This window comes from Yimella sp. RIT 621 (assembly GCF_004146205.1).
Classification (GTDB): domain Bacteria; phylum Actinomycetota; class Actinomycetes; order Actinomycetales; family Dermatophilaceae; genus Yimella; species Yimella lutea.
In genome coordinates, this window is the sequence record NZ_SEIP01000006.1 from 164,711 (window position 1) to 189,381 (window position 24,671).

24 protein-coding genes and 2 tRNA genes are annotated in these 24,671 nt (G+C 68.3%); 15 read left to right on the forward strand and 11 right to left on the reverse strand.

Translation table 11 applies throughout. The features are described from left to right. Window positions 1–39 precede the first annotated feature (39 nt). Window positions 40–1,062, forward strand: a complete 1,023-nt coding sequence (locus EU513_RS07670; protein WP_129625299.1) for a GTP pyrophosphokinase family protein — start codon at window positions 40–42, stop codon at window positions 1,060–1,062. 148 nt (window positions 1,063–1,210) lie between these two features. On the opposite strand, the gene EU513_RS07675 is transcribed toward EU513_RS07670, so the two are convergent. Then, a tRNA-Arg gene (locus tag EU513_RS07675) sits at window positions 1,211–1,283 on the reverse strand. Window positions 1,284–1,351: 68 nt separating this feature from the next. After that, window positions 1,352–2,710: an AI-2E family transporter gene (locus EU513_RS07680; protein ID WP_205744700.1), complete on the reverse strand. Its 1,359-nt coding sequence runs from the start codon at window positions 2,708–2,710 to the stop codon at window positions 1,352–1,354. Window positions 2,711–2,844: 134 nt separating this feature from the next. Here EU513_RS07680 and EU513_RS07685 point away from each other — a divergent pair, with 134 nt between their 5' ends. From EU513_RS07685 to EU513_RS15830, 3 genes are read left to right on the forward strand one after another with little or no spacing between them, the layout of a single operon-like run. Next, window positions 2,845–4,509, forward strand: coding sequence for a substrate-binding domain-containing protein (locus tag EU513_RS07685; protein ID WP_129625300.1), 1,665 nt, complete (start codon window positions 2,845–2,847; stop codon window positions 4,507–4,509). Between the two features lie 2 nt (window positions 4,510–4,511). After that, the gene (locus EU513_RS07690) at window positions 4,512–8,198 is read left to right on the forward strand and encodes a DUF4011 domain-containing protein (RefSeq protein WP_129625301.1); all 3,687 of its coding nucleotides are present in this window, start codon (window positions 4,512–4,514) and stop codon (window positions 8,196–8,198) included. After that, window positions 8,198–8,368 (forward strand): hypothetical protein, encoded by a 171-nt coding sequence (locus EU513_RS15830; RefSeq protein ID WP_168990193.1) that lies wholly within the window; start codon window positions 8,198–8,200, stop codon window positions 8,366–8,368. Before EU513_RS07690 ends, EU513_RS15830 begins: the two co-directional genes overlap by 1 nt. Window positions 8,369–8,435: 67 nt before the next feature. Here EU513_RS15830 and EU513_RS07695 read toward each other — a convergent pair whose 3' ends face one another. The 6 genes from EU513_RS07695 to EU513_RS07720 form a co-directional block, all read right to left on the reverse strand. Beyond that, window positions 8,436–8,792, reverse strand: coding sequence for an MscL family protein (locus EU513_RS07695; protein WP_129625302.1), 357 nt, complete (start codon window positions 8,790–8,792; stop codon window positions 8,436–8,438). A 123-nt stretch (window positions 8,793–8,915) separates the two neighbouring features. Continuing rightward, window positions 8,916–9,563, reverse strand: a complete 648-nt coding sequence (locus EU513_RS07700) for an SAF domain-containing protein (protein ID WP_168990194.1) — start codon at window positions 9,561–9,563, stop codon at window positions 8,916–8,918. After that, complete coding sequence (locus EU513_RS07705) at window positions 9,560–10,408, reverse strand: S-methyl-5'-thioadenosine phosphorylase (protein ID WP_129625304.1); 849 nt, start codon at window positions 10,406–10,408, stop codon at window positions 9,560–9,562. The genes EU513_RS07700 and EU513_RS07705 overlap by 4 nt, the downstream gene beginning before the upstream one ends. A 95-nt stretch (window positions 10,409–10,503) precedes the next feature. Then, the gene (locus tag EU513_RS07710; protein ID WP_129625305.1) at window positions 10,504–10,833 is read right to left on the reverse strand and encodes an FmdB family zinc ribbon protein; all 330 of its coding nucleotides are present in this window, start codon (window positions 10,831–10,833) and stop codon (window positions 10,504–10,506) included. A 16-nt stretch (window positions 10,834–10,849) separates the two neighbouring features. After that, window positions 10,850–12,400 (reverse strand): potassium/proton antiporter, encoded by a 1,551-nt coding sequence (locus EU513_RS07715; RefSeq protein WP_240795968.1) that lies wholly within the window; start codon window positions 12,398–12,400, stop codon window positions 10,850–10,852. Between the two features lie 54 nt (window positions 12,401–12,454). Beyond that, complete coding sequence (locus EU513_RS07720) at window positions 12,455–13,033, reverse strand: 5-formyltetrahydrofolate cyclo-ligase (RefSeq protein ID WP_129625306.1); 579 nt, start codon at window positions 13,031–13,033, stop codon at window positions 12,455–12,457. Between the two features lie 90 nt (window positions 13,034–13,123). Between EU513_RS07720 and galU the strand changes: the two genes are divergently transcribed. The 10 genes from galU (at window position 13,124) to EU513_RS07770 (ending at window position 21,008) form a co-directional block, all read left to right on the forward strand. Further along, window positions 13,124–14,068, forward strand: coding sequence for a UTP--glucose-1-phosphate uridylyltransferase GalU (galU, locus tag EU513_RS07725; protein WP_129625307.1), 945 nt, complete (start codon window positions 13,124–13,126; stop codon window positions 14,066–14,068). Next, window positions 14,068–15,282: a gephyrin-like molybdotransferase Glp gene (glp, locus tag EU513_RS07730; protein ID WP_129625308.1), complete on the forward strand. Its 1,215-nt coding sequence runs from the start codon at window positions 14,068–14,070 to the stop codon at window positions 15,280–15,282. Before galU ends, glp begins: the two co-directional genes overlap by 1 nt. Beyond that, window positions 15,279–15,761: a cyclic pyranopterin monophosphate synthase MoaC gene (gene moaC / locus EU513_RS07735; RefSeq protein ID WP_129625309.1), complete on the forward strand. Its 483-nt coding sequence runs from the start codon at window positions 15,279–15,281 to the stop codon at window positions 15,759–15,761. Before glp ends, moaC begins: the two co-directional genes overlap by 4 nt. After that, window positions 15,691–16,248 (forward strand): molybdenum cofactor biosynthesis protein B, encoded by a 558-nt coding sequence (locus EU513_RS07740; protein ID WP_129625310.1) that lies wholly within the window; start codon window positions 15,691–15,693, stop codon window positions 16,246–16,248. Before moaC ends, EU513_RS07740 begins: the two co-directional genes overlap by 71 nt. Then, window positions 16,241–16,879, forward strand: a complete 639-nt coding sequence (locus EU513_RS07745; protein WP_129625311.1) for a GNAT family N-acetyltransferase — start codon at window positions 16,241–16,243, stop codon at window positions 16,877–16,879. Before EU513_RS07740 ends, EU513_RS07745 begins: the two co-directional genes overlap by 8 nt. 40 nt (window positions 16,880–16,919) lie before the next feature. Next, entirely contained in the window at window positions 16,920–17,873 is a 954-nt protein-coding gene (locus EU513_RS07750) for a hypothetical protein (RefSeq protein WP_129625312.1), read from the forward strand. 155 nt (window positions 17,874–18,028) lie between these two features. Further along, window positions 18,029–18,104: transfer RNA gene (locus EU513_RS07755), tRNA-Ala, on the forward strand. 255 nt (window positions 18,105–18,359) lie between these two features. Next, window positions 18,360–18,887: an inorganic diphosphatase gene (locus EU513_RS07760; RefSeq protein WP_205744701.1), complete on the forward strand. Its 528-nt coding sequence runs from the start codon at window positions 18,360–18,362 to the stop codon at window positions 18,885–18,887. A 2-nt stretch (window positions 18,888–18,889) separates the two neighbouring features. Further along, on the forward strand, window positions 18,890–19,399 hold the full coding sequence (locus EU513_RS07765) for a PH domain-containing protein (RefSeq protein WP_239702369.1): 510 nt from the start codon (window positions 18,890–18,892) through the stop codon (window positions 19,397–19,399). A 1-nt stretch (window position 19,400) separates the two neighbouring features. Then, a complete protein-coding gene (locus EU513_RS07770) occupies window positions 19,401–21,008 on the forward strand; it encodes a PH domain-containing protein (RefSeq protein ID WP_129625314.1) in 1,608 nt (535 codons plus the stop codon). 20 nt (window positions 21,009–21,028) lie between these two features. Here the strand turns inward: EU513_RS07770 and EU513_RS07775 are convergent, their stop codons facing one another. Then, window positions 21,029–22,663 (reverse strand): dolichyl-phosphate-mannose--protein mannosyltransferase, encoded by a 1,635-nt coding sequence (locus tag EU513_RS07775; RefSeq protein WP_240795969.1) that lies wholly within the window; start codon window positions 22,661–22,663, stop codon window positions 21,029–21,031. 44 nt (window positions 22,664–22,707) lie between these two features. Between EU513_RS07775 and rsmI the strand changes: the two genes are divergently transcribed. Further along, complete coding sequence (rsmI, locus tag EU513_RS07780) at window positions 22,708–23,538, forward strand: 16S rRNA (cytidine(1402)-2'-O)-methyltransferase (RefSeq protein WP_129625315.1); 831 nt, start codon at window positions 22,708–22,710, stop codon at window positions 23,536–23,538. 110 nt (window positions 23,539–23,648) lie between these two features. On the opposite strand, the gene EU513_RS07785 is transcribed toward rsmI, so the two are convergent. After that, complete coding sequence (locus tag EU513_RS07785; protein WP_129625316.1) at window positions 23,649–23,945, reverse strand: DUF3592 domain-containing protein; 297 nt, start codon at window positions 23,943–23,945, stop codon at window positions 23,649–23,651. A gap of 49 nt (window positions 23,946–23,994) precedes the next feature. Then, entirely contained in the window at window positions 23,995–24,594 is a 600-nt protein-coding gene (locus tag EU513_RS07790) for a DUF4126 domain-containing protein (RefSeq protein ID WP_129625317.1), read from the reverse strand. Window positions 24,595–24,671 lie beyond the last annotated feature (77 nt).

Sequence of the window (24,671 nt, forward strand, 5' to 3'; positions counted from 1 at the left end):
TGCTCGCCGTCCGGGTCGCCGGCCTGACATGCTGCACCCATGCCGTCGTCCCGTGGTTCGCGTCCGCTCCCGCACCAGGAAGTAGTTCGTCGTGCTACCCAGCAGTACGCCTCCCTGCACCCGAAGTTGCGCGTCGCCGCTGAGGAAGCGGTCGATCTCGTCGTCGGCATCCTGGACGACGCCGGCCTCAACTACCTGACCGTCACCGGCCGAGCCAAGAGCGTCGAGTCGTTCGCCGACAAGGCCGGCCGGTTGCGGGACGGTACGCCGGTCTATCCCGACCCGATGTCCGACATCGGCGACGTGATCGGTCTGCGGGTCATCACTTACGTGCGTTCGGACGTCGCGGCGGTCGCTCAACTGCTGGCCACCGAGGCAGTCGTGCTGGACGACCGGGACATGGGCAGCGAGACCGCGAGCGAGGGGCGCTGGGGTTACGCGAGCCGGCACCTGCAGATCCAGCTCTCGGCCGAGGACCGCAAGGCCCACCCGAAGATCGGAGACCGGCACGTACAGGTGCAGATCCGTACCGTGCTGCAGCACGCATGGGCCGAGTTCGAGCACGACATCCGTTACAAGGGGACGGTTCCGGATGAGTACCGCTCCGACTTCGATCGTCGTTTCAGTCTTGCGGCGGGTCTACTCGAGCTCGCCGACCTCGAGTTCTCCGCGATCCGCGAACGCCTGCAACGGCCGGTGCACGCGCCCTCCTCCGGCGACCCCGAGGTCGACCCGCGCATCGACCCGCGCGAGTTGGCCGCGTTCCTTGCCGGTCAGTACGCGGACGCCAGCTGGTCGCGTCCGGAGCACTACGCCTGGATGTCGGGGCTCGTCCTCGAGCTCGGGATCACCTCGCTGACCGAGCTCGCCGATGCGATCCGCAGTATCGACGTCGCGGACGTGGACCGGCGGATGGGTTATCGCAACCCGCCGGGCGCCGTCCGCCGGTTGGATGACGTCCTGCTGTTCGCGTTCGGTGAGAGGTACATCGATCTGCACGACAACTCCCACCGCGTCGACCGGCTGAAGACCCGGCTGGCGAAGATGAAGTCCGCCGGCTGACTCACCTACGCACTCATCCGCGGCTTCTGAACGCCGAGGGCTCCGCCGACTTTGGCGGCCCATCGCCCGTTCCCTCCGTCGTCGGCCGGTCTCAAGGGTCAGCTGAAGTAGCTGTCGAGCATGAGGTGAGGTCATCCGTCACGTGAAGTGCCCCCGGCAGGATTCGAACCTGCGACACCCGCTTTAGGAGAGCGGTGCTCTATCCCCTGAGCTACGAGGGCGGGGGCCGGGCGCCCGGCCGGAGCAGTCTAGTTCGCAGCTGGTCGAACCTGCGAACTCACCGGGCGACTCACAGTTCGTCCAGCTTGTCCGCCAGGTCGTCCTTTGCGGGCGGGTGAGTGTCTTTGGCAGCTTGCTCGGCCGCGTACCGCCCTTCGGGTGTGAGTGGCTCGAGTTCGCCCGGAGACAGGTCACCTGTTCGCAGGTCGATCTGTTCACCCAGATAGCGCAGTGTCACCGCGACCGTCGCGGCGAGAGGCACGGCGAAGAAGGCGCCGACGATGCCGAACAACTGGCCACCCAGCGCGATCGACAGCAGCACCAGCGCAGGGTGCAACTCCATCGAACGGCTCTGCATCAAGGGCTGCAGGATGTGGCCCTCGAGTTGCTGCACCAGCAGGACGATCAGCAACACCAGCAACGCGGTCGTGACGCTCTTGGTCACCAGCGCCACCAGCACCGCGAGCGTCCCGGCGACGAACGCACCGACGATTGGGACGAACCCACCGAAGAAGGTCAGCAGCGCCAAGGGCAGCGCGAGCGGGACGCCGAGCACCACCAGACCGAGACCGATGAAGAACGCGTCCACCGCGGAGACCAGGGCCTGCGTCCGGATGAACCCCGACAGGGTCTGCCACACGCGGGTGAGCATCTCGGTGAAGTGGGCGCCGGCGCCGCGTCCTGCGATCGAGCGCAGCCACGGCAGGAAGTGCGGTCCGTCCTTGATCATCAGGAAGCACAGGATCAGGGCCACGATGAGGTTGACCAGGATGTGTCCGGCGGTCGTGACGCCGGTGAAGACACCGCTGGCGATCTTGTCGCCGGATGTCTGCAGCTTGTCGGTGATGGCCTTGACTGCGTTGTTGATCTGCTCGGGCTGCACGTTGAACGGCGGGCCTTCGAGCCAGTCCTGGATCTTGTTGACCCCGTCGATCGACTTGCTGGTCAGTTCGGGCACCTGCGAACTCACCATCGGCGTCATCAGCGCGATGATCGCCGCAAACACTGCGATCGCACCGAGCAGGCTGGTGACGGCGGCGGCCGCGGGGGAGAAGCCGCGCGAACGCAGCCAGCGGGTCGGCGGCCACAACACAGTGGCGATGACGAGCGCCAGGCACACCGGCAGCAAGGCCGACCAGAAGATGCCCACGATCTTCAGCACGGCCCACAGGGCGGCGAGGATCAGCAGCGTTCTCAGAGCCCAGCCGGCGGTCCAACGCATGCCTCGTCCGATGACCATGGCCCGGTCGACGCCCTCGTTGGTCGTGCGCGCCTTCGCGACCTTCGACCCGGCAGCCACCCGCTCGCCCAGGATGCGGGGCCGTGCCTTGGCGGTGCCGTCGCCGGAGTCCTCGTCCGGACGTGTGGGCTTCTGTTTGGGGCCCGCGAGCTTTGTACCCAGGCGGGACAAGCCCAGACGTTTCAGCATTGCTCTCCTTCAAGCGGCGAAGTCCGAGCCGGCCCCGAGGATGAGGACCGGCGCCGGACGCTGCCCCCACTGAACCACCTCGATCGGCGCAACGGGGAACTAGCGCGAGAACGGGCAGGTAACCTACCGGAACGATGAGTGACTCCTCGGTATCCACAGCTGCGTCGTCGTCCGCCGGCCCTGCGCGAAACAAGCGCATCGCCGCGGGCGCCGGACTGCTCGCGCTCACCCTGGGCACCGGTGGCGCGGTCTCGGCGATGGTCGGCTCGTCGGACGAGGTCGCGTCCTGCGCCGAGCCGGCGAAGGTGTCCGTGTCGGTGACCCCGGAGTTGTACCCAGTCGTCTTCGAGCAGGTGGACGCGTTGGAGTCCAACCCCACGCTGTGCGCGGACTACGTCGTCAGCCGCGCATCGGGCGAAAGCGTCAACCGGGCCGTGAAGGCGGGCGGCCAGGGCATCCCGGATGTGTGGATCCCCGATTCCTCGATGTGGGTGGACGACGCCACGGCGAAGCTCGGTGCGGGCTGGGTCGGAAACTCCGGTTCGATCGCCGGCAGTCCCGTGGTCGTCGGCGTGCCGCAGGCACAGTCCTCCCTGCCCGGTTTCGACAAGACCCCGACTTGGGCGCAGCTGCTCAGTGCGGGCAATCTCCCGATCACCGTTCAGGACACCGGTGTCTCCTCGACCGCGCTCGCCGCGATGACCGTCGCGAACCGCGGATCGGGCACCCGTCAGGAACGCACCGACCTGCTGCGCTCGATCGTTCGACTCAGCCGTTCGACCCTGTCGCCGCAGTCGCTGGCCGGCCGCGCTGTGCAGGGGTCGGACGCCGCACGCGCATACCCGCTGTCGGAACAACAGTTGCTCGAGTTCGACCGGACCCACCCGGACAAGAAGCTGCGGCCGCTGATTCCGCAGGAAGGCGCCCCGCTGCTCGACTTCCCGTTCGTGCGTCCGGTCAAGGCAACCTCCGCACCGCAGAACGCGATCGATGCGTTGCTCGTCTCTCTGCGCAGCGCGCAGGCGAAGTCGGCGCTGAACAAGGCGGGCTTCCGGGTGCCCGGGGGACAGGCGCCGGACAGTTCGGCACTTCCCTCCGACATCAAGCTGGTGGCGGCGCCCAAGAGCGCCGAGAACGTCAGCGCCGTCAAGTCGTGGGGTGACCTGGCACGCGACGCACGCATGCTCGTCCTGGTCGATGTGTCGGGCTCGATGAGCGCCGAGGTGGGGCCGAAGCAGAGCCGGATCGACCTGCTCGCCAGCACCGCGAAACTCGCACTGAACGCGCTCCCGGGCACGACTCAGATCGGTGCCTGGGCGTTCAGCACCGACCTCGACGGCAAGGGCAAGGACTATCTGGCGATCGTTCCCGAGGTCGCCGAGATCGGTAACACCCCGGCCGGCAACGCGCACAAGCAGAAGATGGTCGACAAGCTCGGACAGCTACCCGCCTTGGTCGAGAAGAACGGGGACACCGGTCTGTACGACTCGATCTGGGCGGCGTACCAGGCGGCGACCAAGAGCTACCGAGACGGCTACGTCAACTCGATCGTCGTGATGACCGACGGCAAGAACGACGACCCGCGTGGCGGGCTCAGTCTTCAGCAGCTGCTGAAGAACCTCGGCAGCGCTTACAAACCCGACAAGCCGATCAAGCTGGTCGCCATCTCGATGGGCCAGGACACCGATCCGGCCGCGCTCAAGCAGATCGCGAGGGCAACCGACGGGTTGTCCTACGTGACCAAGGACCCCTCGGAGATCTCAACCGTGTTCGTCGACGCATTCCTGCACCGAAGCTGACGATGACCGACACCACCGCAACGGACGACCGTTCCGCGCACGACATCGCCGGCTGGCGCGAGGAGCTCACCGGTATCGGCGGACCCAACACCTTGTTGTGGTTCGACGACCGCGGACGCGGCATGCTCGAACTCACCACCGCGCACCCGGCCGGGGTGGCTCGCCTGTTCTCCTCCGGCAGCGCCCGTCTGTCGCAGGTGGTGCGGGAGTCCTACGCCTACGCCGAGGCCTCGCGCCGGCTGCGGATGATCGAGGCCAAGGTCGTGGAACTGCAGGAGGACCGCGGTATCGACTCCTGCTGGATGGGTATCGGCCTGGCCGGGTGGAAGGTGCGGGGCAGCGGCACGCCTCCGCTCGCCCCGGTGCTGCTGCGCCGGGTGCGCCTGCAACGGGTCGCCGGGCACCCGGACGACCTGCACATCGAGGTCACGAGTCCCGCGATCGTCAACCCGGCGCTGGTTGCGTACCTACGGCAGGCCTACGGCATCGAGGTCGACGAGGACGCGTTGACCGCGCTCGCCCGCGCCAGTTCACCGTCGGACCCGCGACAGGTGTTCGACGAACTACGCCGAGCGTGCACCGCGGTGCCCGGCTTCGAGATCCAGCGTCGCCAGATCATCAGCACCTTCAACCTCAGCAAGGCCGACCTCGTCGGTGACCTGATGGACGAGCACGCTCCCGGTCACCCGGTGCTGGATGCGCTGAGCGGTGACCCGGACGCGCTGGAAGCGATCCGCGCAGTGCCGCCGGAGCCCGACCCCACCGGGCTGGCCGAAGCCCACGGCGTGCTGGCATCGGACGCCTCGCAGGAAGCCGTGCTCAGCGCTGTGCTCGCCGGCGCCCACCTGACGGTCGACGGGGCGCCCGGTACCGGCAAGACCCAGACCATCGCCAACCTCGTCGCTGCGCTCGCGGCGCAGGGCCGGCCGATGTTGCTGGTCAGTCACAAGCGCGCCGCCATCGAAGCGGTGAACAGTCGGCTGACCGAGGTCGGACTCGGCGACCTCGTCGCACACATGAGCGACGGGCGTCCGGGCCCTGAGTTCGAGGAACTGTTCAACCGGCGTATTCAGGAAGCGATCGCCTCCTCCGCGCAGCCCCCCGCAGTGCAACGGAACCCGTCGGTCTTCGCGCAGAAGTTGCAGGAGCACCACCAGCGGATGCACCGGCTGCACTCGCCGTGGCAGGTCTCGCTGGCGCAGACCCTCGAGGCGATCACCGCGCTGGGCGATCGGCGTCCCTCACCGCGCTCACATGTCCGGCTGGCCGGCGGCGACCTGCTGGCGCTGTCACCCGCGCAGCGCGACGAAGCCGGACGCCGCCTGCTGGCCATCGCGCGCAAGGGCGCGTGGCCGACCAGCGGTGAGAACGACCCTTGGTACGGCGCCGCCATCGTCGGTCCGCAGCAAGCGCAGCGGACGCGCAACAGCGTCACCGAGTTGGCGAACGAGCGACTCGGCGCGCACCGTGCGCTGGTCGAAGATCTCTTCGACCAGGTCGGCCTGCCCTCACCCGCCGACATGCGCGAGGAGGAGGAGTGCCTCGAACTGCTCCAGCACGTGACCGACACGCTCGAAGTCTTCCGCCCCGAGGTGTTCGAGGCGCCGCTCGGCGACCTGGCCGCAGCTACCGGCGACCGCCACTACCGGCGCGAACACGACTCGAAGGTCGGGGTCATGGAACGGCGCCGGTTGGTCGCGCAGGCGCAGGAGTTGATGCGTCCGGGACCGCGTCCCGATCTGCACGGTGTGCTGGTGCAGGCGTTGCGGCAGCGGGTCACGTGGCGCCGGATCGCGGGCAAGGGTTCCCGGCCGGCCGCACCGAAAGGTCTGGCCGACGTGGTCGCCGCCCACGAGAAGATGCGCAGCGAACTCGAGTGGCTCGGGCAGCGACTGTCCACCACCGCCGACGGCGGGGACCTGCTCGACCAGTCGTTCGACTCGCTGCAGGCGCGCCTGGGACGGTTGTCGCACTCGATCGAACGAGTCGGCGTCATCCCCGAGGTAACCGCCGACATCGATGCATTGCGTGCACAGGGACTCGGCGACCTCGTCGACGAACTCGCACACCGGCAGGTCAGCCCCGACGAGGTTGTGCCCGAACTCGAATTCGTTTGGTGGACTTCGCTTTTCGCTCATCTTCACGATCCTGCCGAGGGTACTGATGCCGGAGGTCAGCAGATCCGCGATCTGCTGCACCAGTACGCGGCCGATGAGCAGGAGCGCCGCGCGGAACGCGCCGGCTTCGTGCGCTCCAAGCTGGACGAACGTCTGCGGTTCGTCGTACGCAACCTGCCTGAGCAGGTGCGCGACGTCCAACAGGGTCTGGCCCGCGGGGCCAGCCTGCGGGACCTGTTGCCGGCTGCACCCGAGCTGATGATGGCGCTCATGCCGTGCTGGGCGATGAGTCCCCTGCTTGTACCCGCCCACGTCCCGACGGGCGTCTGGTTCGACGTCGTCGCGATCGACGAGGCGTCCCGGATGAGCACCGCGGAGGCGGTGCCGGCGGTTCGGCGCGGTGCGCAGACCGTCCTGTTCGGTGACCGGCGTCAGCTGCGACCGAGTCGGTTCGCGGTCGACGCGGCGCGCACCCCGGCCGGTGCACGACCGACCCCCTCGATCCTGGACGAACTCACCGGGCTCGTACCGGCGATCGAACTGGGCACGCACTACCGATCGCGCGACGGGCGGCTGTTCGACTTCGCGAACATCCAGGCGTACGGCGCGAAGGTGCGCACCTTCCCCGCTCCGACCGACGGCCGGGTCATCAGGCTGGACATCACCGCGGCGGGTCAGGACGAGCTCGACCGCGTCGTCGACGTCGTGAGCAGTCACGCTGCACGTCCTGGACGCGGGTCGTTGATGGTGGTGGCACTGACCGACGAGCACGCCGAGCGACTGAACGCCCAGTTGGCGCGACGCGCAGTCACCGACCCCGGGGTACGGGCGCTGTTGGAGGAGAACTCCGCCGAAGCGTTCATCGTGCGCACCGCCGAACGCGCCCAGGGCTTCACCCGTGACGTCGTCGTGCTCAGCACCGGATGCCGGGTGGACGAGGACGGCGGGCTTGTCGGCGCGGTGGCGCGTGTGTTGGACGACGGGGGCGAGCGTTCCCTGCTGGTCGCCACCACGCGGGCCCGCGAACAACTCGTCGTCGTCAGCGCGTTCCGGGCGGACGACGTCGCCGTGGCCGGACTGCACAGCCGCGGTGCTCAGATGTACCGCGACCTGCTCGTTCACGCGGCCACCGGTGGCGGGGCCGAACGGACCGCCGGTCCGCCGGGGTCGGCGGGCAAGAGCAAACAGTCTCGCCGTCGGCGTACCGCCTCGACCGGCAGTGTGCTGGATCGGCCCCTGAGTAAACCCGTCGACGAACCGGCACACCCGTGCATCGGCGACCTCGCTCGCCGGTTGCGCGGCGAGGGTCTGACCGTTCGGCCGGGGGCGGGCACGTCTCGCCCGGCGGTCGACCTGGTGATCGTCGAGGGTGAGCCCTTGGTGGTCGACACCGACGCCGTCGCCTTGGCGGAACTCGGCAACGTACGCGATCGCGATCTCGTGCGTCCGGCGCAGTTGCGCGCTCGCGGCTGGCGGTACGAGCGACTGGCGCTGGGTGAGGTCTTCAGCGACCCCGCCCAGCAGATTGCTCGGTTGGCTGAGGTCGCCACACGCACGCAGGACGGGGCGTAGTGACCGAGCAGCCGCGGCGACGCAAGCACCGTCGGGTGGTGCGACCGGCGACCGGCGGCGAATCCGGCCCGGAGCCGCGTGCGGACGAACCGGCCAAGGAGGATCCGACGCCGCACGACCGGGCCCGCGAGACCTGGCTCAACGAGCAGCGTCCGCCGCACTGGCAGTAGTGAGGCAACGAAGAACAAGAACGGGCGCCCCGATCGGGGCGCCCGTTCCTGTTGTGGTGCTGGGTGATCAGCGGCCCGTGCGCAGGGCGTCGCGAATCTCGGTGAGGACGCTGAGTTCGGTGACGTCGTCCTCTTCCTTCTGCTTCATGAAGCGGGCCTTGAAAGCCTCGTACGGCTTGACGACGCCGAAGTAGACGACGGCGGCGACGATCAGGAAGCCGATCAGGGCGGTGAGGAAGTTACCCACGCTCACGCCGCCCGGCTTGTAGTTGGAGAAGTCGGGGGTCCCGCCGGCCTTGCCGATGAGGTCCATGATGATCTTGACGAAGGCGTCGACAACCTTGGCGAAAACGGTGCCGATGACAACCGCAACAGCGAGTTCGACGACGTTGCCCTGCAACAGGAATTTCTTGAAGCCACTCACGGCTGTTTCCTTCTCTTTTCGGGGTCTTTGTGCTTCGGTGCTTTCTGCAGGAAGCGCCGCCACAGTAGCGGAGCAACCCGGAGTGGAAAAATCCGAAACGCCCACACGGCGACGTTTGTTGTGTTAGGCCCGTGACGATGCGGCCGCGATCAAGCCCGTCCCGAGGGTCGCCGCAGAGGCCAGTGCGCCCGCCAGTTGCGCGGAATTCCGCTGCTCCACCGCGATGACCAGCGTGGGCTCTCCGGGTGCAGTCACGTCGTGAGGCGCGACCTTTGGGGTGGTGGACATCACGACTCGCGCCGAGCTCACCACCAGTCGTCGGGTGGCCGGGTCGTAGAGATCGACACGGTCGCCGGCTCTGAGCAGTGCCGCCAACTGTGGGTCGGCGAGCGGGATCGTGAAGGCTTGTTCGCCCGGACGCAGCGCCTTCCAGGCGCTGTGGGCCAGCCGGGTCACCGTGACCGGTTCGCCCGCAGCGAGAGCGGCCGTGGTCACCTGTCCGGCCGCCTGGGCAGGCCGCAGCAGACCGGGGACGACGACGCCGGCGGGCCACTGCACGATCTTCAGGTCGGCTGAGCCGAGCGTCGTCCCGGCGGCGATGGGACGTGCCGCGACGGTGACCGCGACGGTCGCAGCCGCGCTCGGTCGCAACGCCGCCCACGTCGTCCACAGCGCCAGCACCGCGAGCACCACCGCACCGGTGCGTCGCAGGCGGGTCCGGCGCCACCTCTGTGCGCGGCTGCCGGTGCGTGCCGATCCGAACCGACTCACGGCAACTCGAAAGGAAGGGTGATTCCGTCGAGCGCATTTCTGCATTCACAGTTCGAGTCGTCGACGGGCGGAAGCTGCGCGATGGTGCGTCGCACCAGATCTTTCAGGTGCTCAACCTTCGTCGCGAACACCGCCAGTACTTCTTCGTGGGTGACACCCGGGTGGCCCTCCACCCCCGCGTCGGCGTCGGTGACCAGGCAGACGCTGGTGAAACACATCGCGAGTTCGCGGGCGATCGACGCTTCGGGCATCCCGGTCATGCCGACGACCGACCACCCGGCTGCTTGGTGCCATTGCGACTCAGCGCGGCTGGAGAAGCGCGGCCCGTTGATCACCACCAACGTGCCGCCGTCGACCGGTGGTAGGTCGGCGTCGTCGCGTGCGGCGTCCAGCACCGAGGCTCGCCCGGTGGGGCAGTACGGATCGGCGAACCCGACGTGGACGACGGCCCCCGGTTCGTCGTACACGGTGTGTTCGCGACCCCAGGTGCGGTCGACGACCTGATCGGGCACCACGACGGTGCCGGGGCCGAACTCCGGTTTCAATGCACCGACGGCGCACGGGGCGAGGACCTGGCGCACGCCGACGCAGCGCAGGGCCCACAGGTTGGCGCGGTAGTTGACCCGGTGCGGCGGGAAACGGTGCCCCTGACCGTGCCGTGCCAGGAAGGCCACCGACCGTCCGCCGACCGAGCCGATGACGACGTCGTCACTCGGCGGACCGAACGGGGTGTCGACCGCGACCCGGCGGGCGTCGTCCAGGAAGGTGTAGAACCCGGATCCGCCGATGACACCGATCTCGGCTATGGGTGCGGACTCGGCGCCGGCGGTGCTCTGGGAAGTCATGCCGCGAGGTTAACGGGCGGCGCCCACGCCCAGCGGGTCCGCGAGGCCAGTCTGTGGATCGCAGACGACCCGCAGCGGGGCTGTGGAGAATCGGGTCAGTCGGACTTGGGCGCAGGAGTGCTCGGGGCACTCGGGGCCGGCGTGCTGGAACCGGTGTCCGAGGACGAGGACGAAGACGAGGACGAGGAGGTGTCGCTCTTCTTGTCCTTCGCCGCAGGAGTCGTCGACGACGAGGAGGACGAGGAGTTGCTTCGGCTGTCGGTGCGGTAGAAACCGGATCCCTTGAAGACGACTCCGACCGAGTTGAACACCTTGCGCAGCTGACCACCGCACTCCGGGCAGTCGGTCAGGGCGTTGTCACTGAAGGACTGGACGATGTCGAACTGATGACCGCAGTTCTTGCAGCCGTACGAATAGGTGGGCACGTCGCAGAATTCTAGGTCAGCGACGCCGGACGTCCTGCGCCACCGTCCGATCTGCCTCGTCCCGACGCCATCCGGCCAGACGTCCGCGATCACTCACCGCGCGGATCCGCTTGACGACGGACGTCCGAGAAGTGCTCGGCGTGACGACCAGCAACTGGTCGCCACGGTGCAGCACCGAACGCCTGCTCGGCACGAACGAATCGTCACCACGCTTGACCAGCGTCACGTTCGCGCCCTTGGGCAGACGCAGCTCGTGCACCTCGACCCCGTGCAGCAGCGAGTGCTCACCGATGCGTACCTGCACCATCTCGGCGTTCAGTTCGTCCAGGGGAGTGGCCTCGAGTTCGACGTCGACGACGTGCGATTCGTCGACGATGCCGAGCTTGCGGGCGACCCAGGGCAAGGTCGGCGCCTGCACGATCGTGAAGATCACGACGAGCATGAACACCAGGTCGAAGATCCACTCCGTGCCGCGGCTGCCGAGCGTCAGCGGCACCGTCGCGAGCACGACCGGGACGGCTCCGCGCAGACCTGCCCAGGACAGGAAGAGCTTCTCCCGCAACGAGATTCCGAACCCCGGCATCGACCCGAACACCGACAGCGGCCGGGCCACGAGCAACAGCACGAGACCGACGACGATCGAAGGCCAGATCTGTTCGTCCAGGCGGCGCGGGTCGGCCAGCAGCCCGAGCAGCACGAACAGCCCGATCTGCGCGAGCCAGCCGAGCGCCTGCGCGAAGCCGCGGACCGCTTGCCGATGCGGCAGTCCCTGATTGCCGAGCACGAGTGCGCACAGGTAGACGGCGATGAAACCGCTCGCGTGGATGACGTCGGCGAGTGCGAATGCGAGCACGCACGCCGCGACGACGCCGATGGAGAACAAGCCGGACGACCCGGGGGCCGAGCGCTTCATCAGTTTGCCGAGCACGAACCCGAGCGCGAGACCGATGGCCGAGCCGATGGCCAGTTCCGCGATTGCCGCGAAGCCGACCAGTCCCCAGTTCGGGTTGGCTCGATCATCAGCGCCGACAGTGGCCAAGGCGGAGACGAGCAGCACGACGGGGGCGTCGTTGAAGCCGGACTCGGCCTCCAACAGGCCCTTCAGTCGGTCGGGCAGCGGCACCTTGCGCAACACCGAGAACACCGCGGCAGCGTCCGTGGAGGACACGATCGCGCCGAGCAACAGCGCTGTCTCCCAACGCAGTCCGAGAAGGAAGTGCACGGCGACGCCGACCACACCGACAGAGATCAACACACCGATCGTGGACAACAGCATGGCTGGTAAGACGCTGCGTCTGATGCTGCTCCACTCGGTGGTCAGCCCACCTTCGGCGAGGATCAGCACGAGGGCGGCGTAGCCGAGTACCTCGGTCATCAGCGGGTCGGAGAACTCCAGGCCGAAGCCGGAGCTGCCGAGCATGAGCCCCATCGCGAGATACAGCAGCAGCGTGGGCAGCCCGGACCGGTTGGCCAGACGCACCGCGGCGACCGCGATCAGCAGGACGGCGCTGCCGATGAGCAGTGAGCGGGCCAGGTCGTCGAGGTCGTACGCGCCCGACTTCGGCACGGCCGCCAGCGTGGCGAAGCCCGAAAGGTGCACTTCGCCCCCTCCCGCCGTCGGCTACGGGGCGATTCTTCCAGTACCCCTGTCGCGCATGCGAACACCCTCGGACGTCAGGACGCCGTCGACCCGGGCGTCATGTGTTTCTCTCGGGACGGATGCGACGAGTTCATCCGGGAAGATCATCGCGATCACCGGTACTCCGGGGCGCAGCAGTCCGAGGGTGCGGTCGTAACAACCGCCGCCCTGGCCCAGGCGGTAGCCGTCCAGGTCGATCGCCAGGCCGGGGATGAGCGCGACGTCGGCAGCTTCGACCCCGCCGATGCCGAGGTCGACGTCCGGTCGCGTGACGTCGTGCCAGGACAGGCGCAGGTCGGCGAGCGTGTCCGGCACGATCACCCGCCAACCCGCGTCCTGCAACGCGGAGATGAGGACCTCGGTGGGCGGTTCGGTGGCCCACGACTCGTACGCGGTGATGGTGCCGGGTTCGAACCCGGCGAGGTGCTGCAGCAGACCGTCCCGGTAGGCCGCAGCGAGGGCGGCCCGGTCTGTCGCCGGGTCGTCGCGACGCGCACGGCGGGCGGCGCGCACCTGTGCCCGCGCGGCGGGCTTGTCCTCGGGCAGGGTGAGCACGCTCATGGGTCCAGTCTGAACCCGGCGAGCGGCGTGTGCACGGACGCCTCGGGCGCCTGACCCGACGCGCGGCGCTGCTCCATTAGCCTTGCGCCCATGAGTGCGTCCCGCAACGACCCGGTCCTGAAGGCCGTCATCCCGGCCGCCGGTCTCGGCACCCGGTTCCTGCCCGCCAGCAAGGCGATCCCGAAGGAGATGCTGCCGGTCGTCGACAAGCCGGCCATCCAGTACGTGGTCGAGGAAGCCGCACGCGCCGGCATCGACGACGTCCTGATGATCACCGGGCGCAACAAGGCCTCGCTCGAGGACCACTTCGACCGCCACTGGGAACTCGAGGCGGCGCTGGAGCGCAAGCTGGACGACGAGAAGCTGCGCCGGGTGCGCAAGTCGGCCGATCTGGGCAATGTCCATTTCGTCCGTCAGGGCGAACCGCTCGGGCTCGGCCACGCGGTGCTGCAGGCCAAGGCGCACGTCGGTGACGCACCGTTCGCCGTCCTGCTCGGTGACGACCTGATCGACGAGACCGAGCACCTGCTCGAGGACATGATCGCCGCGCGCGGTCGTCATGGTGGCTCCGTCGTGGCGTTGATGGAGGTGCCGGCCGACCAGATCCACATGTACGGCTGCGCCGCCGTCGAGTCGATCGACGGAGAGACAGACGTCGTGCGGGTCACCTCGATGGTGGAGAAGCCCAAAGCCGAGGACGCACCGTCGAATCTCGCGGTCATCGGGCGGTACGTGCTCGACCCCTCGATCTTCGCGGTGCTGGAGCAGACCGCGCCCGGACGCGGGGGCGAGATCCAGTTGACGGACGCACTGCTCGCCGAGGCCCAGAGCAGGAACGACGGCGGCGGTGTGCTCGGCGTCGTCTTCCGCGGCAACCGCTATGACACCGGAGACCGTCTGGACTACCTGAAGGCGGTCGTCCGGCTGGCGGTTCGCCACCGCGAGATCGGCGACGATTTCCGTTCGTGGCTCGGCGAGTGGGTCGAGACCGACGAGGGCTCGGGAGCGGCCGAGGGCCAGCAGCTGAAGCACTGATGGAACTGCTTGCGCCGTCCGACTACTCCGCACGCCTCACCGAGGCCGTTGCGGCCCTGCCGGCGGTCGACGTGGCGGTGACCGACTGTCTCGGTCTGGTGCTCGCCGAACCGGTGATCGCCCGGGCCTCGCTTCCGGGCTTCGACAACTCCGCGATGGACGGTTACGCCGTGCGCGCGCAGGACGTCCCCGACGCGGGCACCGTGCTGCCGGTCGCCGGCGTCGTACCGGCCGGTGACACCCGCCGCAACCGCCTCGAGCCGGGTACGGCGTGGCAGATCATGACGGGCGCGCCGGTGCCGGACGGCGCCGACACCGTCGTCCAGGTCGAGTTGACCGACGGCGGTACGGACGAGGTTCGTTTCGAGCGGGCGGCCGAGCCGGGTGTGTCGATCCGGCGGGCCGGTGAGGACGTGTCTGCGGGTGACGAGGTGCTCGCTGCTGGCACCCGGATCGCGGCCAGGCACGTGCCGGTCCTGGTCGCAGCAGGCTCGGCGACGGTGCGGGTCATTCCGCGCCCGAAGGTGGCGGTCATCAGCACTGGCGATGAATTGCGTTCTGTTGGAGACGAACTGGCTTACGGGCAGATCATCGACACCAACGCGCCCATGCTTGCCGCACTTGCGCGTCAGGCCGGCTTCGAGGTCGTACACATCGGACGCAGTGGCGACACCGCCGAGGCCGTCCTGGCCGCCGTGGAGCAGGCGTCCGACGCCGGCGCAGACGCGATCATCACCACGGGCGGGGTGAGCGCGGGCGCGTTCGAGCCGCTCAAGGCGGCGTTCGAGGGCGGCAGCGAGATCACGTTCAGCAAGGTCGCGATGCAACCCGGCAAGCCGCAGGGTTTCGGAATCATCGGTGACCGGATGCCGCTGTTCGCGTTGCCCGGCAACCCGGTGTCGTCCCTGGTGTCGTTCGTGATGTTCGTCGCGCCCGCGCTGCGCACCATGGCCGGGAGGACAACCGACATCGCCTGGCTGTCCGCACGGGTCACCAAGGGATGGCGTACCTCGCCCGGCCGGGCGCAGATCGCGCGGGTTCGCCTGTCGCAGAACGACCACGGACTCGGCGTCGCACCCAGCGGCGGCCCGGGATCACACCTGATGGGTGGTCTCGCCCACGCCGATGCACTCGCCTGGATCGACGCCTCCGTGGACGAAGTCACCGCAGGCGACGAGGTGCGCGTCGTCTCGCTGGAAGGGGAATTCGCATGACCGACAAAGGTTCTGGTCTGACCCATGTGCGATCGGACGGTTCGGCGCACATGGTCGACGTCAGCGCCAAGCAGATCACCGCTCGCGAGGCGAAAGCGCGCGGGTCGGTGTTGCTGTCGGACGCCGCCATCGACGCGCTGCGCTCGGACAACGTGCCGAAGGGGGACGCGCTCGCGGTCGCCCGCATCGCCGGCATCCAGGCCGCCAAACGGACCCCCGAGCTCGTCCCGCTCGCCCACCCGGTGGCGATCCACGCGGTCGCAGTCGACTTGCGAGTCGAGGACGACCGGGTCGAGATCGAGGCGACCGTCCGCACTGCCGACCGCACCGGCATCGAGATGGAGGCGCTCACCTGCGTCACCGTCGCGGCGCTCGCGCTGGTCGACATGGTCAAGGCGGTCGACAAGCATGCGCGGATCACCGACGTCCGGGTCACCGCCAAGTCCGGTGGGCGCTCGGGCGACTGGGCCGAGGCGTAACGCCGTGCGAACGGCGGTGGTCATCACGGCCTCGACTCGCGCTGCGGCCTGTGTCTACGACGACCGGTCCGGTCCGATTGCGGCGCAAGCGTTGCGGCAGTGGGGTTTTCACGTGGACGAACCCGTGGTCGTTGCTGACGGTCCGGCGGTGGGTGAAGCCCTCCGCGCCGCTATTTCTTCGGGCGCCGACCTGGTGCTGACCACCGGTGGCACCGGACTCAGCCCCACCGACAGCACCCCCGAACAGACCTCGCCGTTGCTCGACCGGCAGGTGCCGGGCATTCCCGAGGCGCTGCGAGCAGCCGGTGTTGCAAACGGAGTGGCCGGCGCGATCCTGTCGAGAGGTCTCGCCGGCGTCGCCGGACGGACGCTGGTGGTCAACCTGCCCGGTTCGACCGGGGGAGTACGCGACGCGATCGACGTATTGTGTCCGGTGGTCGAACACGCCCTCGATCAGATCGCCGGCGGAGACCATCGGCGTGAGTGACCGCCCGTGGCCGGTTGCGGTCGAAGCAGTACACCTCGGTCGGCGAATCAAGCTGCGACCGTTGCGAACTCGGGCTGATCGCAACGAGTACCTGCAGTTGCGGCGTGACAATTCCGACTGGAACCGTCCCTGGGACTCCTCTGCGCCGGTGCCGCTGCCCACGGGGATGTCGTTCGCGCAGATGGTGCGCCAGCAGGATCGCGAGGCGAAGGCCGGGCGCCTGCTCCCGTTCGTGCTCGAGGTCGACGGTGCGATGGCCGGCCAGGTGCACCTGTTCGGCATCTCCCGAGGTGCGCTGCTGTCCGGCTCCGCCGGTTACTGGATCGCCGAATCCCTTGCCGGACAGGGGATCATGCCGTTCGCGCTGGCGATGACGATGGACCACGGTTTCGGGCGCGAAGGGTTGCACCGGGTCGAGGTCAACATCCGTCCGGACAACCCACGCAGCCTGCGCGTGGTCCAGAAGCTGGGCCTGCGGGACGAGGGTCTGCGAGAGCGGTACCTGCACATCGACGGGAAGTGGCGCGACCACCGCACCTTCGCGCTGACGACCGAGGATTTGGACGGCGAGAGCGTCGTCGACCGTCTCAATCGGCTTTCACGGCAGTCACTTCCGCGACACACCGAGTAGGTCCGCTGCTGCTGCGGTTCGCACAACTACCGTCGGGTTCGTGCCCACCACAAGCTTGCTCATCCTCCTCGTCGTCGCGATCTGGGCTGCCTATCTGCTGCAGCATTGGATCCGCCGACGGGAAGCGATGGCGACCGCTCGTTCGGTCGATCGGTTCTCCGAAGCGATGCGGGTGCTCGCCAAGCGCGACCCGCTGCCGCAGGGGATCGCGCCGATGGTGCGCCGACGTTCCGCCGCCCAGCAGGCACCGCAGGTCAGCGTCAAGGCAGCCCGCACCTCCTTGCGCGCCGGACAACCCACCGTGGGAGACAAGATGAACGACGAAAAGCATGTGCCGCAGCACGATTCGCGGCGTGACCGGTTCGAGGGCATCACCACCGGTGGCAAGCAGGCACTCGCCAAGGTGCGCGGTCTCGACGGACGCCAGGTTCGCGGCATCTCGCTGCTGACCGCGCTCGGGTTCACCGCACTGATGCTCGTGCTCGCTCCCTTCGGAGTCGTCTCCTGGTTGGCTCCGCTCGCCGGAGTGATGATCACCGCCGGTGTCGTGCTGTGGCTGCGCAACACCGCGATCGCCGAGCGTCGGGCTCGCGAGCAGGCCCGCCCGACCCGTGCGCCGCGTCGTACTGTCCGCACCGAGTCGTTCGCGGCACCGGCCGAGCCGATGGCCGCCACGATGAACGAGCCCGTCGCAGTCGAGGAATCGCGCATCGTCATCGAGACCACCCCGAGCCCGGCGCCGTTCGGGTTCGAGGAGCAGCCGCAGGAAGCGCCTGTTGTGCAAACCGCGGTTGCCGAGCAGATCTTCGACGCCGAGGGCTGGCAGCCCACCTCCGTCCCGCGTCCGACCTACGCGATGAAGGAGCGGGCGCCGCAGACTCAGGTCGCACCGGCCGCCACTGTTGCCGACACCCCGGTCGAGGACCTTCCGTTCGACGGCCTGGCCCTGGACGAGGAACTCGAGGAACTGCCCGCGGTCTACCGCGCCGGCTGATCTCCACAGCACCGCAAAGCGTGACGGTCGCGCCTTACGCCCCGGTATGAAGCGGTACTCCGGCGTAACGCGCGACCGTCGCGCTGTGCGCCTACGAGCGAGCTCCGCTCCGATTGGTGAGCCCGCGGCGGCTGGTGTTATCGTTTCCTCGCTCTGGGGCTATGGCGCAGTTGGTAGCGCGTCTCGTTCGCAATGAGAAGGTCAGGGGTTCGAATCCCCTTAGCTCCACCACATCGAGAGGGAGCTCAGGCACACAGTGTCTGAGCTCCCTTTCGCTTTCTGCGGCACAGGGGGACCGTCATCTGGCGGACCAGACCTCGTCCGGACATCCAGATCTCAACTGGTGCGGCCGGCGCTGCCAGATGTCACCCGGATCGCCGGTCGCGATCAGGATGGCAAGACAAAACGCCGGACCAGCCGGTTGATAGGGTCCCAACGAACAATTGGGCACGATTCCGCGCGATTCCAGGAGCAGATCGAACAGTGGTGGACTTCAATGAGGCCTTCGGCCCGGGAGACGTCGACGGTGGCCTCATCAACGTCGTCATCGAGATCGGCAAGGGCAGCACCCTGAAGATCGAATGGGACCGCGAGAACAAGGTGATGAAGCTCGACCGCGTCGAGCCGCAGGTGTTCACCAAACCCACCAGCTACGGATTCATACCGCAGACACTGGACGAGGACGGCGACGAACTCGACGTGCTGGTGCTGACCGAGGAACCGCTGCCGACCGGGCTGGTCATGGAGGGCCGTGTCGTCGGCATCATGAAGTTCATCGACGACGGTGAGGTCGACGACAAGGTTGTCGTGGTCCCGTCCGATGACCGCAACACCGGCGACGGCATCACCAGCCTCGACGACGTGAACCCGCAGCTGATCAAGCAGATCGAGTTCCACTTCAACAACTACAAGGCGCTGAAGAAGCCCGGTTCGACGAAGGTCGACCACTGGGGTGACGCCGCGGAGGCCATCGAGGTCATCCACGAGTGCATCGAGCGCTGGAACACCAAGTAGTCGTGTCACAGGTCGAGGGGGCGGCCGCACTACTCGGGCGAGAGCCCGCTCACCGCGTTTCGCCGCGCGCGAAATGGATGTGGCTGTGCTCGGAGGCGATCTCCTCGGTCGTCGTGATCGGCATTCTCATCTGGGTCTGGACCAAGGACTGGATCCCGAGTCCGTGGGACACCACCCTGCTCGTCCTGGCGATCGTCGAGGCGATCGTCAGCATGATCGTTCAGCCGCAATGGCGTTACCGGGTGCACCGGTACGAGGTCACCGACCAGGCCGTCTACACCCAGCACGGCTGGCTGAACCAGGAGCGCCGGATCGCCCCGATCCCGCGCATCCAGACCGTCGACACCGAACGCGGGCCGCTGGCCCAGCTGTTCAAGCTGTCCACCGTGACGGTCACGACGGCGTCCGCCAAGGGGGCACTGCGGATCGTCGGCCTCGACCGCACCGAGGCCGACCGGATCGCAGCCGACCTCACCCGCATCGCTGCCGCGGACGGTGGGGACGGCACCTGAGATGAGCGACGATCAGCAGCCCGATGCCGGTCTGGACGATACGGCGCGACAGGACCACCAGAGCCTGCCACCTACGCCGCCGCAGAACGATGCCGGCGAATGGAGCCGCCTCGACCCGCGGATGCTGCTGATCCACCCGTTCCGCGAGATCGGCCGGGCCATCCCGCTGCTGGTCGGTGCACTGTTCGCCGGACGCAACCTCGGCGGCGGCACCGGCTGGTTGTGGCCGGTCGTGGGCACCGTACTGGTCGTGTTGTTCGGTGTGCTGCGCTGGTTCACCACCACCTACCGCTTCACGCCTGAGCACATTCAGTTGCGCACCGGACTGTTCGAGAGGTCCACCCTGGCGGCCGCCACCGACAAGGTCCGGACGGTCGACGTCACCGCGCCGCTGCTGCACCGGCTGGTCGGGTTGGCGACGGTCGAGATCGGCACCGGCGCGGGGGACAAGCCGGTCAAGCTCGACGGTCTTCCTGCGTCCGAGGCAGCCCGTCTGCGCGCCGACCTGCTGCAACGCCGCCGGACGCCGGCGCCGAACTCACTCGAGCAGGAAGGCGCGGACAGCGACACCGACGAGAACGCCGAAGGTGCTGTCCCGCAATGGGTTTCGAAGGATGAAGCCGATGAGGTGCTCTACCGCTTCGAACCCAAGTGGCTGCTGTACGCGCCGCTCGGACTCGCCGGCTTCGCGACCGCCGGTGCGGTGCTGGGCGTCCTGTTCCAGACGGTCGACCAGCTGAACTTGTGGCCCTCGGACGATTCCGCCGTCAACGACGCATGGACCCGCGCCGAGAACCTCGGTGTGTTCGCGATCATCGCCGTTGCTGGACTGCTCTTCCTCGCCGTCGTTTCACTGCTGGCCGTCGTGGGCGCTGCGATCAGCAACTTCGGTTTCACGCTCGGTCGCGATGTGCACGGCCGCACCCTGCACCTGCAGCGTGGTTTGTTCACCACCCGCTCCACCTCGTTGGAGACTCAGCGGTTGCGCGGCGTCGAGGTGCAGCGCCCGATCCTGTTGCGCCGCTTCGGTGGTGCGCGGCTGACGGCCATCGTCACCGGCTTCTCCCTGGACGCCGACGCGGGTCAGCGGGCGGTGCTCGCGCCGTCGTCGCCCTACGAACGCATCGTGCAGACCGGCAACACCGTCCTGCGCGGTGACATCCTGGGCGGCCCGCTTCGCCGGCACGGCAGCGCCGCGACCCGACGTCGTTACATCCGCTCGATCGTCCCGGCCTCGGTGCTGGCCGCGGGTCTGGTCGTCGGCGGTCACTTCCTCGACCGCATCGTGCCCGCGATCGTGCTGGCTGTGTTGCTCGTGCTCGCCTCGATCCTGCTCGGACGGTCCCGCGCACACTGGCTCGGCCACGCCGTCGTCGACGACCACCTGGTGGCCCGCAGCGGCTCGCTCGCGATGAGCACCGCGGCACTCGACCTCGACGCCACCGCAGCGGTTACCGTCCGGCGTAGCTTCTTCCAGCGCCGGGCCGGCTTGGCCTCCGTGGAGGTCGCTCTGGGCGCGGGGCGCCAGGGCTATCGGGTCACCGACCTGGCGGACGACAGCGCCGACGAACTCACCGCCTTCGTCGTGAACCGGGCGATGCGCCGCTGACCGGCGGAGCAACTACCGGATCAGGACCAGCTGGGCAGCCACATCCGCGCCTGCCAGTGGCTGTGCGGGATGACCTGCGCGGTGTAGATCGGCCAGAAGAAGACGAACATCGCCACGCAGGCGACAACGATTGCGCCGACCGCGATCATGCCCCGTTTACGGCGCTGCGCGGACGCGTCCGGCGCCCCGAGCAACAGCCCGAGCACGAACACGACGGCGAGCACGACGTACGGGGCGAACGCCACCGAGTAAAACGTGAAGATCGTCCGCTCCTGATAGGAGAACCAGGGCAGCCAAGCGGCCGCGATTCCGGCCAGGATCGCCGGTGCGCGCCAGTCACGTTTGAGCACCCAGTGGAAGATCAACACCACGAGCGCGATCGTGCCCAACCACCAGATCAGCGGCGTGCCGATCGGGTTGATCACCTTCGCGCACTTGGCCACCTCGCAGCCCTCGGCGCCGCGGTTCGGCCACTCGGCGAAGAAGAGCGTCGGGCGCGACTGGATCATCCACGACCAGGGGTTCGACTCCCAGTTGTGCGGGCTGACGATGCTCGCGGCCGAGGTGTACATCTCCTGGTGGTAGTGCCACAGCGACCGCATCGAGTCAGGCATCCAGCCGAACAGCGAGCTGTCCGCAGACAGCCCGGAGTCCTTGTCGGCCGGGTTGTTCGCGGCCCAGTTGCGGCCCCACGCGTCCTTCGACGCGAACCAGCCCCACCAGGTCGCGAGGTAGGTCGCGAGTGCCACCGGGATCATGAAGACCATCGCCGGGAGCGCGTCCTTGAAGATCGTGCCGCTGATCCAGTGGCGGCTGCCGACCGCGCGTCGCGCGCCGAGATCCCACCACACGGTCATCAGACCGAAGAAGACCAGGAAGAAGCCACCCGACCATTTCGTGGCCAGGTCGAGTCCGATGCACAGGCCCGCGACCCAGCGCCACGGACGCAGCCCGAGGAACGGCCCCGACCACGCGGCCTTGTCCTCGGTCCAGGTGCCCTCGATCTTCATTCGAGCGACCTTGTCGGCGAGGATCCCGCGGGTACGTTCACGATCGGCCAGCAGCGCGACGAACGCGGCCAGCGCCCAGAACATCACGATGATGTCGAGGATCCCGGTGCGCGACATCACGAACTCCTGGCCCTCGAAGGCCATGAGTAGGGAGGCGATGGTCGCCAGCAACGGAGAACGGAACAGGTGCCAGGCGGCGCGTCCGGTCAGGTAGATCGCGAGCGTGCCCATCAGGGCGACCGCGAAGCGCCAGCCGATGCTGTTGTCGATGCCGAAGATCCACTCGCCGGCGCCGATCAGCCATTTCCCGAGTGGTGGGTGGACGATGAAGTCGGCCTCGGTGCCGTAGACACCCTGCTGCCAGTTGCCCATCGTGAACAACGAGTCGGCGGCCTTGCCGTCCTGCACCGCTTGGGTCGGCTTCATCTCGTAGCCGTACTGCATCATCGACCAGCCCTGCTTGACGTAGTACGTCTCGTCGAAGACCAGTTGATGCGGGCGTCCGAGTTCCCAGAAGCGAAGGACTCCACCGATCACGGTGACGATGGCCGGTCCGAGCCAGGCCCACAGCTTCTCCTGCGCCGTACGGGGTCGACCGAGCAATCGTCGTCGCAGCGCCTCGCGCTCGGCGGTCAGGGAAGACACCCGGCGAGCGTAATACCCGGGCGAGGGAAACTACGCTGCGACTCATGGCTGAAGGTGTGCTGGTGCTGGCTGCGACTCCGATCGGCGACCCGAGGGACGCCGCGCCCCGGCTCGCCCAGGAATTGCGGGAGGCCGACGTCGTCGCCGCGGAGGACACCCGGCGGCTGCGTCGGCTGATGGACGCGCTCGAAATCACCACGTCGGCGAAGATCATCAGCTACCACGAACACAACGAGGCGTCCCGCTCCACCGAGCTCGTCGACACCGTTGCCCGCGGCGGACGCGTGGTGGTGGTGACGGACGCCGGCATGCCGTCGGTGTCCGACCCGGGTTACCGCGTCGTGGCGGACGCGGTCACCCGCGACCTGAGGATCACCTGCGTCCCCGGGCCGTCCGCCGTCCTGATGGCGCTCGCGGTCTCAGGTCTGCCGGTCGACCGGTTCTGCTTCGAGGGGTTCCTGTCCCGCAAAGCGGGGGAGCGGTCGCGACAGATCTTTGACCTCGCTGCCGAACGCCGGACGATGGTCTTCTTCGAAGCGCCCCACCGGTTGGCCGACATGTTGGAGGCGCTCGCCGACGGTCTGGGCGCCGACCGGCGGGCGGCGGTCTGTCGCGAACTCACCAAGACCTACGAGGAGATCAAACGCGGCGGCCTGGCCGATCTCGCGCAGTGGGCGGTCGAGCACGCCCGCGGCGAGATCACGGTCGTCGTCGAAGGCGCCCCGGCCGTCCGGACGACGGTCGAGGACGCCGTCCCGCAGGTGCTCGAACTCGTCGCCGAGGGCGACCGCCTCAAGGACGCCGCCGCCGCCATCGCCCAGGAGACCGGGTTGTCCAAGAAAGCCCTCTACGACGCGGCCGTCGCCGCCCGCTGAACCCACGGTGGTCGAGTAAGTGCTCTCTCGCTACTCGACCAGCGTTCGGGGGTCTCGATCGCGGCACTCGCCCTTCGGGGCCCCGTACCTACTCGACCAGCGTTTTCCGGCTACTTGACGTTGCAGAGCGGGTCGTAGGGCAGTCGAATCGTGGCCTCGTCCGGGTCGTCGGTGACGTAACAGACCCACACCTCGGAGCCCTGCCACTCGAACGCGTCCTTGTCCACACGTCCCTCGACCGTGTGCGTCGATCCACCGGCCCGGAACCTGACCTGGAGAGCGAGGTTGTCCCCGTCGGCCGCGCGCGAGGTGACGGTGCCCTCGGTCATCGACCGCAGGGTCGGTTGCCGGGACTGCTGCCACCACCAGTAACCGGCCAGCAGCACCAGCACGAGCCCGGCCGCCATCAGACCGAGCGGCAGTCGAACCGACGGACGCCCGGACGGGGCCGGCCGGCTAGACAAGTGCTTCGGCGTCGCGCCGCCGCCGTCCGTACCGCCGCACCCGACGGATCAGGCGCCACATCACCCACGCCAGGACGGCGAGCGCGACGACGACGAGCACCGGGATGAAGATCGCGATCAACGACAGACCGATGGAACTGACGTCCTCGGCGGTCGACACGATCGGGGCGCCAAGACCGACGGACGCGGTGTTGATCAACGGGCGGGCACTCGCCTTGCCGGCGTGCACCACGGCCGCGATGAGGCCACCGCCGATCGCGGAGATCCAGGGGTTCTCGGTCATGAACGTCGAGTTGTCCAGCGTGCCCGCCGACGAGGTGGCCGCCGCGACCACACCACCGATGGTCGGCCGCACGGCGGTGCCGACGATGTCGTTGAGACTGTCGACCGCCGGGATCTTGTCGAGCACCACCTCGGTCAGCAGCAGCAGCGTGGCGCCACCGATCGCCCACGGCGACTCGATCCACTCGAAACTCGCCGGCAACGTGATCACGTCGCTGAACCGCGCCACGATCGCGACGAGCAAGAACGGGACGTAGGCGTTCAACCCGGCTGCGGCGGACAGGCCGGCACCGGTCAAGGCTGCGAACATGCCGCATCCTCCTGGAAACTTCGGCGACCATCCTGGCGGCGGTCGAACAACCGATGCAACCAACGTAGCGGCGCGAC

What these genes read in the sequence shown, in the direction of transcription:
- EU513_RS07705 (WP_129625304.1), bottom strand. Translation starts at nt 10,408, where the DNA reads ATGACTTCCCAGAGCACCGCCGGCGCCGAGTCCGCACCCATAGCCGAG.
- EU513_RS07720 (WP_129625306.1), bottom strand. Translation starts at nt 13,033, where the DNA reads ATGAGCGTGCTCACCCTGCCCGAGGACAAGCCCGCCGCGCGGGCACAG.
- EU513_RS07680 (WP_205744700.1), bottom strand. Translation starts at nt 2,710, where the DNA reads ATGCTGAAACGTCTGGGCTTGTCCCGCCTGGGTACAAAGCTCGCGGGC.
- EU513_RS07740 (WP_129625310.1), top strand. Translation starts at nt 15,691, where the DNA reads ATGCGCGGATCACCGACGTCCGGGTCACCGCCAAGTCCGGTGGGCGCT.
- EU513_RS07785 (WP_129625316.1), bottom strand. Translation starts at nt 23,945, where the DNA reads ATGGCGGCCGGGCTCGTGCTGGTGCTGCTGGCCGGTTACTGGTGGTGG.
- EU513_RS07670 (WP_129625299.1), top strand. Translation starts at nt 40, where the DNA reads ATGCCGTCGTCCCGTGGTTCGCGTCCGCTCCCGCACCAGGAAGTAGTT.
- EU513_RS07770 (WP_129625314.1), top strand. Translation starts at nt 19,401, where the DNA reads ATGAGCGACGATCAGCAGCCCGATGCCGGTCTGGACGATACGGCGCGA.
- EU513_RS07685 (WP_129625300.1), top strand. Translation starts at nt 2,845, where the DNA reads ATGAGTGACTCCTCGGTATCCACAGCTGCGTCGTCGTCCGCCGGCCCT.
- EU513_RS07790 (WP_129625317.1), bottom strand. Translation starts at nt 24,594, where the DNA reads ATGTTCGCAGCCTTGACCGGTGCCGGCCTGTCCGCCGCAGCCGGGTTG.
- moaC (WP_129625309.1), top strand. Translation starts at nt 15,279, where the DNA reads ATGACCGACAAAGGTTCTGGTCTGACCCATGTGCGATCGGACGGTTCG.
- galU (WP_129625307.1), top strand. Translation starts at nt 13,124, where the DNA reads ATGAGTGCGTCCCGCAACGACCCGGTCCTGAAGGCCGTCATCCCGGCC.
- rsmI (WP_129625315.1), top strand. Translation starts at nt 22,708, where the DNA reads ATGGCTGAAGGTGTGCTGGTGCTGGCTGCGACTCCGATCGGCGACCCG.
- EU513_RS07690 (WP_129625301.1), top strand. Translation starts at nt 4,512, where the DNA reads ATGACCGACACCACCGCAACGGACGACCGTTCCGCGCACGACATCGCC.
- glp (WP_129625308.1), top strand. Translation starts at nt 14,068, where the DNA reads ATGGAACTGCTTGCGCCGTCCGACTACTCCGCACGCCTCACCGAGGCC.